The sequence below is a fragment of the Parabacteroides gordonii MS-1 = DSM 23371 genome (assembly GCF_000969825.1).
GTDB lineage: Bacteria > Bacteroidota > Bacteroidia > Bacteroidales > Tannerellaceae > Parabacteroides > Parabacteroides gordonii.
In genome coordinates this window covers 3,434,965-3,447,702 of sequence record NZ_KQ033919.1, presented here as the reverse complement: position 1 = coordinate 3,447,702, position 12,738 = coordinate 3,434,965, and the positions used below count along the sequence as shown (strand labels likewise).

General features: G+C 43.1%; 10 protein-coding genes. 3 read left to right on the top strand and 7 right to left on the bottom strand.

Annotated elements, in window-relative coordinates; genetic code table 11:
- Window positions 1-138 precede the first annotated feature (138 nt).
- A complete protein-coding gene (argS, locus tag HMPREF1536_RS12975; RefSeq protein WP_028729777.1) occupies window positions 139-1,932 on the top strand; it encodes an arginine--tRNA ligase in 1,794 nt (597 codons plus the stop codon).
- A 78-nt stretch (window positions 1,933-2,010) separates the two neighbouring features.
- Here argS and topA read toward each other — a convergent pair whose 3' ends face one another.
- Window positions 2,011-4,365, bottom strand: a complete 2,355-nt coding sequence (gene topA / locus HMPREF1536_RS12970) for a type I DNA topoisomerase (protein ID WP_028729778.1) — start codon at window positions 4,363-4,365, stop codon at window positions 2,011-2,013.
- A gap of 157 nt (window positions 4,366-4,522) precedes the next feature.
- On the opposite strand from topA, the gene HMPREF1536_RS12965 reads away from it, so the two are divergent.
- On the top strand, window positions 4,523-4,786 hold the full coding sequence (locus HMPREF1536_RS12965; RefSeq protein ID WP_028729779.1) for a tetratricopeptide repeat protein: 264 nt from the start codon (window positions 4,523-4,525) through the stop codon (window positions 4,784-4,786).
- Here HMPREF1536_RS12965 and HMPREF1536_RS12960 read toward each other — a convergent pair.
- Together HMPREF1536_RS12960 and HMPREF1536_RS12955 are read right to left on the bottom strand one after the other, a co-directional pair.
- Entirely contained in the window at window positions 4,776-5,819 is a 1,044-nt protein-coding gene (locus HMPREF1536_RS12960; protein ID WP_028729780.1) for an alpha-L-fucosidase, read from the bottom strand. The two genes, HMPREF1536_RS12965 and HMPREF1536_RS12960, sit on opposite strands and share 11 nt — an antisense overlap.
- 96 nt (window positions 5,820-5,915) lie before the next feature.
- On the bottom strand, window positions 5,916-6,515 hold the full coding sequence (locus HMPREF1536_RS12955; RefSeq protein WP_028729781.1) for a porin family protein: 600 nt from the start codon (window positions 6,513-6,515) through the stop codon (window positions 5,916-5,918).
- A 245-nt stretch (window positions 6,516-6,760) separates the two neighbouring features.
- Here HMPREF1536_RS12955 and HMPREF1536_RS12950 point away from each other — a divergent pair, with 245 nt between their 5' ends.
- Window positions 6,761-8,878: a TonB-dependent receptor plug domain-containing protein gene (locus HMPREF1536_RS12950; RefSeq protein WP_167331522.1), complete on the top strand. Its 2,118-nt coding sequence runs from the start codon at window positions 6,761-6,763 to the stop codon at window positions 8,876-8,878.
- 62 nt (window positions 8,879-8,940) lie between these two features.
- Here HMPREF1536_RS12950 and nagB read toward each other — a convergent pair whose 3' ends face one another.
- Genes nagB through HMPREF1536_RS12930 form a run of 4 tightly spaced genes read right to left on the bottom strand, consistent with a single transcriptional unit; the run spans window position 8,941 to window position 12,723 of the window.
- Window positions 8,941-9,753: a glucosamine-6-phosphate deaminase gene (gene nagB / locus HMPREF1536_RS12945; RefSeq protein ID WP_028729783.1), complete on the bottom strand. Its 813-nt coding sequence runs from the start codon at window positions 9,751-9,753 to the stop codon at window positions 8,941-8,943.
- A 24-nt stretch (window positions 9,754-9,777) separates the two neighbouring features.
- Entirely contained in the window at window positions 9,778-10,971 is a 1,194-nt protein-coding gene (locus HMPREF1536_RS12940) for an FprA family A-type flavoprotein (RefSeq protein ID WP_028729784.1), read from the bottom strand.
- Window positions 10,971-11,816: a prolipoprotein diacylglyceryl transferase gene (lgt, locus tag HMPREF1536_RS12935; RefSeq protein WP_028729785.1), complete on the bottom strand. Its 846-nt coding sequence runs from the start codon at window positions 11,814-11,816 to the stop codon at window positions 10,971-10,973. The genes HMPREF1536_RS12940 and lgt overlap by 1 nt, the downstream gene beginning before the upstream one ends.
- A 10-nt stretch (window positions 11,817-11,826) precedes the next feature.
- Complete coding sequence (locus tag HMPREF1536_RS12930) at window positions 11,827-12,723, bottom strand: diaminopimelate dehydrogenase (protein ID WP_028729786.1); 897 nt, start codon at window positions 12,721-12,723, stop codon at window positions 11,827-11,829.
- Between the last annotated feature and the right edge of the window lie 15 nt (window positions 12,724-12,738).

The following is a 12,738-nucleotide window of genomic DNA, read 5'->3' as shown; positions in this document are numbered from 1 at the left end:
AAACAATATATTCCTCTTTCGGGAAGACGGATTAAGGGCAAACAAACAGTTAATTCAAAAACCCCATACGCAGGTTTTTAGAAAATAATCACGTACCTTTGCACACAAAATAAAATCAGAATATTATATAGTAAGAATATGGTTATTGAACAGCAGATTACCGGTGCAATCATTGCCGGCATAAAAGAACTGTATGGAGCTGAAGTTTCAGTGAGCCAGATACAGTTGCAGAAAACAAAGAAAGAGTTTAAAGGACATCTTACCCTGGTTGTATTCCCATTTCTTCGTGCATCGAAGAAATCACCGGAACAAACGGCCCAGGAAATCGGCGAATACCTGCATAAGAACGAACCGGCTATCGCTGAATTCAATGTAATAAAAGGCTTCCTTAACCTGACTGTTGCCGGTCCTTGCTGGATCGATCTGTTGAATACAGTTAATGCACAGCCTTCTTACGGTATCATTCCGGTGACGGAACAGTCCCCGCTCGTTATGATCGAATATTCTTCTCCTAATACAAACAAACCGTTGCATTTAGGCCATGTTCGCAACAACCTGCTTGGTTATAGTCTGGCAGAGATCATGAAAGCAAACGGCAACAAGGTAGTAAAGACCAATATCGTAAACGACCGTGGTATCCATATCTGTAAATCCATGCTTGCCTGGCAGAAATGGGGTGAAGGCATTACTCCCGAATCATCCGGCAAGAAAGGCGACCACCTGATCGGCGACTTTTACGTCTTATTCGACAAACATTACAAACAGGAACTAAAAGAGCTGGAAGCCAAAGGCCTAACCAAAGAAGAAGCCGAAGCACAATCAACCTTGATGGCAGAAGCCCGCGAAATGCTTCGCAAATGGGAAGCCGGCGATGCAGAAGTACGCGCCCTGTGGGAAAAGATGAACAGTTGGGTATACGCAGGTTTCGATGAAACCTACAAAATGATGGGCGTAGACTTCGATAAGATTTACTACGAATCACAAACCTATCTGGAAGGAAAAGGCAAAGTGATGGAAGGACTTGAAAAAGGCATCTTCTACCGCCGCGAAGACGGTTCTGTCTGGGCCGACCTGACCAAAGACGGACTGGACGAGAAACTGCTGCTCCGTGCCGACGGTACTTCCGTATATATGACACAAGACATAGGTACAGCCAAACTTCGTTTCGACGATTTCCCAATCAATAAAATGATCTATGTAGTCGGTAACGAACAGAACTATCATTTCCAGGTATTATCTATCCTGCTCGATAAACTGGGCTTCGAATTCGGAAAGGGCCTGGTACACTTCTCTTACGGTATGGTCGAACTGCCGGAAGGAAAGATGAAGAGCCGCGAAGGAACTGTAGTCGATGCAGACGACCTGATGGACGAAATGATCAATACAGCTCACGAAATATCCCAGGAACTCGGCAAACTGGATGAAATGACAGAGGAAGAGGCAGCCAATATTTCCCGTATTGTCGGTCTGGGTTCTCTCAAATATTTCATACTGAAAGTCGATCCGCGTAAGAACATGACCTTCAACCCGAAAGAATCAATCGATTTCAATGGAAATACAGGCCCGTTCATTCAGTACACTTACGCCCGAATCTGTTCCGTTTTACGCAAAGCTGCCGAACAAGGCATTGTATTACCGGAACAACTGCCTGCCAATACTCCTATTTCTGAGAAAGAAGAAGGACTGGTACAGATGATTGCCGACTATGCCACTACGGTAAAAGAAGCAGGTAAAGAATATAGCCCGGCTTTCATTGCCAATTATATCTACGACCTGGTAAAAGAATACAACCAGTTCTATCACGACTTCTCTATCCTTCGTGAAGAGAATGCCGAGATCAAACAATTCCGCCTGGTATTATCTGCCAACGTTGCTAAGATTGTAAAATCAGGTATGTCGTTGCTGGGTATCGAAGTTCCTGAAAGAATGTAAGAACGAAAATATCACCTATAAAAAAAGGTTCCTGCTGATCAATTCAACAGGAACCTTTTTTATATATTGCACTTTCTATTATGCTTTCTTCTTTGTTGTTCGCTTTTTCGGTGTTGCCGGCTTCTCTGCCGCTTCAGCGATGATCTTCATACAATCTTCCAAAGTGAGTTTTTCCGGTTCGGTAACAGTCTTCGGTATCCGGTAATTAGCCTTTTTATAGGTAATATAAGGGCCATAACGACCATTCAATATTTCCAGATCAGGATCTTCCTCAAACTTCTTCAGGAAGCGCTGTTCATCTTTCTTACGTTTCTCATCGATCAACACTATCGCTTCTTCCACTGTGATAGAAAGAGGATTCAGGTCTTTCGGGATAGAGATGAATTTACCGTCATGACGGATAAATGGCCCGAAACGGCCAACAGCCGCCACCATTTCTTTTCCTTCATATTCACCGATCGTGCGGGGAAGATCGAATAACTTCAAGGCTTCTTCCAATGTGATAGTCTCGATCGACTGTCCTTTCATCAAAGTGGCAAATTGAGGCTTCGGAGCTTCTTTGTCTTCAGTATGTGCCTGGCCGATCTGTACAACCGGACCATAACGACCGATCTTTACAAATACAGGGTTACCACTTTTCGGATCGATACCCAACTCACGTTCACCGACCTTATGTGCAGTCTTTAAAGCGGCTGTTTCTTCCACGATCGGATGGAACATCTTATAAAACTTGTCTATCGCTTTTGTCCAGATCATATCGCCTTCAGCCACAGCATCGAATTCTTTTTCAACACTGGCTGTAAAATTATAATCCATTACAGACGGGAAGTATTCCATCAGAAAGTCGTTGACAACTGTACCGATATCCGTAGGCATCAACTTATTGCGGTCTGCCCCTACTACCTCTTTCTTTTCAGCATCTTTGATCTTTCCTTTAGCCAGTGTTACGACACTATATGTACGTTCCGTACCTTCCTTGTCACCTTTTACCACATATTCGCGATTCTGGATCGTCTGAATAGTCGGAGCATAAGTAGAAGGACGACCGATACCAAGTTCTTCCAGGCGGCGTACAAGGCTGGCTTCCGTATAACGCGGCGGACGCTGTGTGAAACGTTCCGTAGCCACGATATCATTCAATGTCAGCACTTCGTGCAGTTCTACAGGAGGCAACAAACCGTTTTCCTTATCCTGTTCTTTGTCGTTATCATCGTCGTAGCTTTCGCGATATACCTGAAGGAAACCGTCGAAGGTGATAACTTCACCCACCGCCACGAATTTTTCTTTCTTATTATTGATACAAACGGAGATCGTTGTACGTTCCAGTTCGGCATCAGCCATCTGAGACGCAATTGTCCGTTTACGGATCAGCTCATACAATTTCTTTTCCTGTGCGGAACCGCTTATCTCTACATTACTTATATAGGTAGGACGGATTGCCTCGTGCGCTTCCTGTGCCCCCTTACTCTTGGTATGGTACTGGCGGAACTTATGATACTTTTCTCCGTACGTTTCCAGGATCGCTTCTTTAGCCGTTCCCAGAGCCAAGTCACTCAGGTTCACCGAGTCGGTACGCATATAGGTTATCAATCCTGATTCATACAGACGTTGTGCGATCATCATAGTCTGCGATACGGAATAACCCAGTTTACGGGCCGCTTCCTGTTGCAAAGTAGATGTCGTAAAAGGAGGTGCCGGTGATTTCTTAACAGGTTTCTTAGTGATCTCGTCGATAGTGAAAGAAGCGGCCTTACAGGATTCAAGGAACTCCATAACCTCTTTCTTATCTTTCAAACGCTTATTCAGTTCCGCTTTCAATATTGTTGTTCCGTCCGGAAGGATGAAATTGGCAATTACACGGTAAGCCGCTTCCGAAACGAAATCGTTGATCTCACGTTCGCGTTCAACAATCAGGCGGACAGCCACCGACTGTACACGACCGGCGGATAAAGCCGGCTTCACCTTCCTCCATAGAATGGGGGACAGCTCGAAACCCACGATACGGTCTAATACACGACGTGCCTGCTGAGCATTTACCAGATCGATGTTTATATCGCGCGGCGTTTCAATAGCGTGCAAAATGGCATTCTTGGTAATTTCGTGGAAGACAATACGTTTTGTATTTTCCGGCTTCAATCCCAAAACTTCGTACAGATGCCAGGATATAGCTTCTCCTTCACGGTCCTCATCGGATGCGAGCCATACCTGCTCGGCTGCTTTTGCTTCGGATTTTAATTCGGAAACCAGCTTCTTCTTATCAGCCGGAACCACATATTGAGGAGCATAATTGTTCTCAATATCTATACTAAAATCTTTTGTCTTCAAATCGCGGATGTGCCCGTAACTCGACATAACCTTAAAATCTTTTCCGAGGAACTTTTCAATGGTTTTTGCCTTGGCGGGTGACTCCACTATTACCAGATTCTTTTGCATAATCACTTTTCACTTTTTAGAAATCGAGTGCAAACATACACAAATAATTAACGTAACCGTATATCAGTAACAAAAAAACAGTTTTTTAAACCGTGATTATTATGTATGTAACCTCTTCAGAATTATCTTTGTCCACAAAATATCACATTATTTCAACATGGAAACAATCAGACAACTTATCAACGATAATAAAACAGACGAAGCATTGCGTTTGTTGAATGAGTACATTAAAAAAAACGCTTCAGACGATGAAGCGTTTTATCTGCGTGGAAATGTCTACCGCAAAATGGGAGATATCCGTCAGGCCCTGAACAACTATCTGACAGCTATGGAACTAAATCCGGATAGCCCGGCTCAGACAGCCTATAATGCTCAGATCAAAATATTAGATTTTTATAACAAAGATATGTTTAATCATTGATAACCTTACGCAAATCCTTCAACAACCGGATATCCGAGTCACGGATCTTACCGTCGCGTGCCGGAGGGCAATTCAGAATAAGGATATTATCATTCTTTGTGCACTGACGGTATAAGCGGGCTAATTCATCGACCGGCTTATACTTCTTATCCGTGGTGTTATAGAACCAGCGTTCGCTGATACAGATAGTAGACTCCCAGGGCATATAATACTCTTTACCGTCATGTGTAAAAACCTTCGGATCATCATCTACCGGCAGATACGGGTCACCTAAGCGGAAGTCGCTCGGAAAATAACGGATCGGATAACCTGCTTTCTGGTTTTCCGGCAATACAGGATGTGCATCCGGGTTATCCGGTAAACCGATGCTCCAGTTTATACCGACCTGGCAGTCAGGCTCTCTTGATTTGATCGTCTGGTAGATTTCTTTCACCGGCCAGCGATCGTTTTCTTTTTCCCATCCTCCATCGAACCAGAACTCTACGATATTGGTATAAGGCTGCACGATGTCGATCAACTCATCCAGTTGGCGCAACAGATATTTATTATATTCCGCATCCAGACTCCTGTCTTTCACATCGGCATTTACTTTCCTATCCCACAAAGAATAATACAATCCCAAGCCAATATCATATTTCTTACATGCTTTGGCAATTGCTTCTATTACATTCGTTTTGTTTCCGGAATTTGCTACATCATATTCTGTATATTTGCTGTCCCACAGACAGAATCCTTCATGATGTTTTGCAGTGAGGATCACATATTTCATACCAGCCTCCTTAGCGACCCTGATCCATTGATCTGCATCGACGGCGGTTGGCTGATAAGAAGAAGCCGGTTTCGAACCATCCGTCCATTCCTGATCATGAAAAGTATTGATTCCGAAATGAATGAACATACCGTATTTGCGGGCAATCTGTTTTTGCTGCGCCGGACTTGGCTGCGTGGAAGGCACCGGCAAGATCTGCTCTTGTCCCCAAAGGATTTGCAGAGACAAAGTTAAAAGTAGAAAGGTTACAATCGTTTTTTTCATGGTAGTAAATATTTATACCACAAAAATAGAGATTCTTTAAGAGCCGGATTATCCAAATTTCGCTCTAAAGTTTGCATAATCCGGCTTTAAATTATTTTAGAAACGCCAGCCTACGTTTAGCTGAAGTACACCGTTACGGCATGTTTCATCAACAGTTGTTCCCAAAAGAGAGGAGAACTTATCTTTATTGATCGTATTTGTCAAACCGATATTATAATTCAGAGAAACAAGGAAACCCATAGGTGACTGATATCCGGCTCCCAATACAATGGAGAAGTCAACGGTTTTAAATAAATCACTACCTTCACTTGTAGAAACTGAAGTTCCCGACTGAGACGCTTTTATCTTAGAAGATACCTTAAATCCCAGCTGCGGGCCGGCAAACAGGTTAAATCCTTCATAGACATAGCCTTTAAACAAAACAGGTATGTTCAGATAATCATTTTTGATTTTCATTGTCGTACCACTCTCTTTGTCTTTTGTTCCCTGCATCGAATAGAATACTCCCGGTTCAATGGCAAAACGTTCAGTCATCATCACTTCACCAGCAACCCCAATATTCAGCCCCGGCTTCATACTTCCATCAGAATTTGTTATATTGGCCATATTCAGACCAATCTTCGGAATAAAATGAAATTCTTGTGCACTTACCTGAAATGCCACGAAAAGAAGTAATAATAATAAGCTCTTTTTCATACTACATAATTGTTTTAGATATTAAACACAAAATACTATCTCAATAAACTTAAACGATTTTATTTCCGCAATGTCTGCTTTTACTCATAAACACAGACCAAAGATACATACTTAAATTAAAATACAAAGATTTTCACTTTTAAAATATTCTTTCCGGTCATTCGTCACAGATAGTAGATAGCTATCAAAATCAGTACAAGTTTAATTTACAACAAACCGGATGAACGGAACAAGAAATGAATCGTATGAAGACAAAAACAATTTTATCACTTATTGCAACTATATTTTTAATATTTCCGCCAGTGTCGGCCCAACAGGTCATAATGCAGGCGGATTCTACATTTGTTACTTCCTCTTCTTTTTCTTTGGAGGAAGTAACCATAACAGCCAAGTCTGTTATTAATAAAGGAGACAAATTATCGATACTACCTTCCGGAACACAGAAAAAAACTGCAACCGACGGTGTCGACCTGTTGAATAAAATGCAGTTATCCCGTATTATGGTAGACGTAATGTCCGGAGAAATAACAACTTCCGGCAACGGAGAAGTACAATTAAGGATCAACGGAATACTCGTTACCTATCCCGAAATAGCCGCCCTGAACCCGGAAGATATCGTCCGGATTGAATATCACGACAGTCCGGGAGTACGTTATGGAAATGCCGCTGTAGTGATCGATTACATCACACGCAAAAAAGAATCGGGAGGTAATATCCGTGGCGGTGCCTTTCATAACATTGGAGGCGGCCGGACTTCTATAGACGATATGCTTTCTGCCAAATATAACAACGGGCAGTCTGAGTTTTCAGCAAATGTCCGTTTTATTCAGCGTAAAGGTGACTGGACACGCGAATATGATGAAAAATTCTTCTTCCCCGATCATGTATTACACCGGCAGGAAATAGGAGAACCCACTCTTTTCAATAAAAAAGTCCTGTATTCAAATCTGAACTACAGCCTGCAGGAGAAGGATAAATATATCTTCAATGCACAATTCCGCTATAGCTTCAACGATTTCCCGGCAGGATACGAAGACCGCAAAAGCAAATTATATTCTTCCGGATCCGAGACGCCCCTGTCTATTTACGATCATACGGTAGAAAAGAACCGCATCCCGGCACTGGATCTTTACTTTCAACGCAATTTAAGAAATGACCAATCGCTGATATTCAACCTGGTAGGCACTTATATCAGGACAGAGAACACCCGCATCTATCAAGAGACGAGAGAAAACGATCTTGAAACGGATATACTATCCGACATTTCAGGAAAGAAATACTCCCTGATAGCAGAGGGTATCTATGAAAAAAGAATAGGGAAAAGCCAGTTTACCGGTGGGTTGAAACATACACAGTCTTATACGGATAATACATATACGGGAACAACCGTTACCGACGTATCCATGAAACAAAGCGAAAGCTTTGCTTATGCAGAATATTTGTTGAAGACAGGTAAATGGAGTTACATGGCAAACCTCGCCTTTTCCCGTTTTTACTACAGCCAGCGCAATAACAAAAATGAAAAGTATGCCTTACAACCTTCCTTACGTATCACCTACAATCCCAATCAGAACCTATCTTTTCGCTATAGTGCCGCTCTAAAGAACAACACTCCCTCTATCGCTTACCTCAACGATGTGGAACAACCCATCGATATACTGCAGGTACGAAGGGGTAATCCGGCATTGAAATCATACCAAAGCATCAACCAGTCCTTTAATGCGGGGTACAACCAAAAGCTATTCGGAATAGACGCCCTTATTACTTATGACTATGAGCATAAACCGATCATGGAGTCTGTTTTCTACGAAGACGGTCTGTTTATCCGGACTTACGACAACCAGAAATCCTTCCAGAACCTAGCCTTCGAGGTTGCCTTCCATATAAAGCCGTGGAAAGATCATATCAATATATCGGTCATTCCCGGACTAAACCGGTATATCAGTCATGGCAACAACTATTTACACACCTACACGATGAAATCGCTCCGTGTCAATATCGATTTTTCTTATCGCAACTGGATCGCAAATTTTACCACTATCACTCCCCCCAACAGGTATGTTTACGGGGAACAACTGATGAAAGGCGATCTGATGCACACACTTATGGTAGACTATAAAATGCCGGCCTGGTCGGTCATGGCCGGATTATATAATCCATTCATCAAGACTTACAGGTCAGAAAATGAAAACTGGTCGGCGCTTAATCCGGTAAAATCGGATATCCACAGTAATAATATGGCCAGGACGGTTGTCGTCAAGTTTAACTTCAACCTCAATTTCGGCAAACAATTTAAAAGCATCCGCAAAGCCGTCCAGAATATGGACGATGATCCGGGAATTATATCAGGTAATAAGGACTAAACAAAAAACGGAGCTATTCCATTCAGGTACAGCTCCGTTTTTTTATTTAATAACAGATCGTCTTACTTCAGCAAGCTACAAGGACAAAGGTTATCTTTTTCGATATCTTTGAAGTAGTTATAAGTTCCGACTTTGATGTCGGCGCAAGCAGCTTCGTCGGCAACGATAATACCTTTCGGGTGCATCTGCAAAGCTGTGATTGTCCACATCTGGTTAACAGATCCCTCAACAGCCTGCTGCAAAGCGCGTGCTTTGTTATGGCCATTTACCATGATCAATACTTCTTTTGCATCCAGTACGGTACCAACGCCTACAGTTACAGAAGTCTTCGGCACTTTGTTTACATCGTTATCGAAGAAACGAGAGTTAGCGATGATCGTGTCTGTAGTCAGCGATTTTACACGTGTGCGTGAAGACAAGGAAGAACCCGGTTCGTTAAATGCGATATGACCGTCAGGGCCGATACCACCCAAGAACAAGTCTACACCACCAACCGCTTTCATCTTAGCTTCGTAAGCAGCACATTCAGCTTCCAGGTCGGGAGCGTTACCGTTCAGGATATTAACATTCTCCGGCTTGATGTCTACATGGCTGAAGAAGTTGTTCCACATGAACGAATGATAGCTTTCAGGATGATCTTTCGGCAATCCTACATATTCATCCATATTGAAAGTGATGATATTCTGGAAAGAGATAACCCCTTGTTTGTTCAGTTCGATCAGGTTCTTGTACATACCCAGAGGAGACGATCCCGTAGGCAATCCCAGTACAAAAGGTTTTTCTGCAGTCGGATTAGCTTTCTTAATCTTTGCAGCTACATAATTGGCAGCCCACTTTGAGAGTTGCTCGTAATCAGGTTCAATAATTAGTCTCATAACGTTTGTATTTTAAACAGGTTATTATATGTTTTTTAGTTTAGTAGCCATCGCTTCGCCCAAGGCCCAGCACTCTTCGTATTTATCGGCTTTCATTCCTTGCTTTTGTTCAACGGGGGCACCAACGGTTTCCCATTTCATCTTTTCACCGAAAGCAGTCAGGCGTTTAACAGCCGCTCCCGCCCAGGTAAAGGAACCGAAATAGCCATACAAGCGGTTTTTCACCTCGCGCATTTCGATCTTGCTCAACACCGCTTCCACTTCAGGGAACAGGCTGTTTGAATAAGTCGGGCTACCGATAATAAGACCTTTATATTTGAATACATCCTTCAGGATATACGATGCAGGACTCTTGCTGACATTATGTAATACGATATTCTTCACACCATGAGCCGATAATGACGAAGCGATCGCTTCCGCCATCTGTTCCGTATTGCCATACATACTGCCATAGATAACGACTACACCGTCTTCCCCTTCATAACGGCTCATACGATCGTAGATATCGATCGCTTTCTTTGCATACTTACGCCACACAGGGCCATGAGTAGAACAGATCGTATTGATCTCGAGCGCAGAAAGCTTCTGCAAAGCACGCTGTACCGGATTTCCGTATTTACCTACAATATTAGAATAATAACGGATCATCTCTTCCCAGAAATGATCAACATTCATTTCTTCATCGATCACGCCACCATCCAAGGTTCCGTATGTACCGAACGCATCAGCAGAGAATAACAGTTTATCTGTCGAGTCGTAAGTGACCATCACTTCAGGCCAGTGTACCATCGGAGCCATGTAGAAAGTCAGGTGGTGATGTCCGATATTCAGCGTATCGCCCTCTTTTACCTCATGAAGTCCGGTCGTGATGCCATGATATCCGTCCAGCATGCCGAAGGTCTGTTTGTTACCGACAATCTGCACATCCGGATATTGCTGGCGCAGTAGGCGGATGCTACCGGCATGATCGGGTTCCATATGGTTGACGATCAGGTAGTCGAGCGTACGGCCATCGAGCGCATCAGCTATTTTTTTCAAAAATATATCGGAGTAGCAAACATCCACTGTATCTATCAATACAGTTTTCTCATCTACAATCAAATACGAATTATAGGAAACACCATACGGTAAAGGCCACATATTTTCGAAGAGGGCCTTCTGACGGTCGTTTACTCCTACATAATATACTTTATCTGCTATTTCTTTTAATTTGTACATTACTTTATTTTTAATTCTTCGTAGTTATTGGGCTTTCTTGTCAAAGCTCTCCAGACAAACCAACAGCCCGCCAAAACAAATGGTATACTGAGCCACTGCCCCATATTCAATACCATATTATCCTCAAAAGCTTCCTGGTTATTCTTTAAGAACTCGATGAAGATACGCGAGCCGAATATACAGATCATAAAGACCCCGAATATAAGACCTTCACGCTTCCATTCTTTCTTTATAAAGTAAAGCCACATACAGATCGCGAACGTGACTAAATAACACAGTGCTTCATACAACTGGGTCGGATGACTGGGAACCGTAAAGATCGGCTCCGCCCCCATTTTCCAGGCATGCAGGTTCTCAATAAAACGAAATCCCCAGGGAAGATCGGTCGGATGACCGTAAATCTCATGGTTCATCAAATTACCTAAACGGATCATAGCCGCAACCAAACCGGTTGGGACAACCAGTTTATCAAATGTCCAAAGCATACTTTTGTGGGTGATGCGCTTGGAATAGAAATAAATGGCAATAACGATACCTAATGTACCGCCGTGGCTGGCTAATCCACCTTCCCATACTTTCAATATTTCGATCGGATTGGCCAGATAATATCCGGGGTCGTAGAACAGGCAATGTCCTAAACGGGCTCCGATCACAGTACCCAACATGGTGTAGATCAACAAAGAGTCGATCCATGCGGGAGGAAGTTTTTCATTTTTCCACATCCGGCTCACGATGGAATAACCAATCCAGAAACCGATTGCGAAAGCAAGTCCGTACCAGCGTATTTCGCGTGAACCTATGGAAAATATGGCGGGGTCAGCCGTCCAGGTAATAAAATCGAGCATATTTATTGTATTAAACAAGTCGTCTGATCAGGTCTTCTCTTTCTCCGCAGATCATATCGATCACCGGCAGTTCAATCATTGTATAAGCACCCGGCTGCTGTTTGAAGCTTGCACGGGCTACAGCTACAAGGATCTGGGCTGTAAGAGCCGGATTGTTGATCTTCATATCGAATTCAACCAACTGGTTCTGCGTTTTACCGGAAACACCTTTGCGAACCAGGTTCACACCGTGTCCCATATCCAGCAGGTTGTCTACACATTCCACCTGCATTACATGTGTTTCGTCATGTGCAAAATAATCATCAGCTTTGATAGCAGCAGCTACCTGCTTGAAATCGTAACCGTCTTTCACTTCGATATATACCATACGACGGTGAACGCCTGTACCCATCGGGATAGTCATTGACAACGCGGCTTTCACGCCTTCGATCGCTTTCACAGCAACCGTATGTCCCATACTCATACCCGGGCCAAAGTTTGTATAAGTAATACCTTTCGGAACCATTGCTTCCAGCAGGGCACGTACAACAGAGTCGCTTCCCGGATCCCATCCGGCAGAAATTACAGCTACTGTATTATGTGCTTTGGCTACGGCATCCAACGAACGGCGCAGGTCTACGATACCGCCGTGAATATCGAAGCTATCCACTGTATTGATACCTAATGCAAGAATTTCCTTTGCGTACGTTTCAACGCTGCGTGTAGGAGTTGCAAGGATGGCAACGTCTACTTTATCTAACTTTGTAATGCTGTCTGTTACAACATAAGCTTTCAATTCGTCCGGTACGTCATTCGGATTACGACGTACAACACCTGCCACTTCAAAATCAGAAGCAGCTTCCAGGGCCTCTAACACATACTTTCCAATGTTGCCATATCCAACGATGGCGGCTCTAATTTTCTTCATACTTTAGTTTTTACT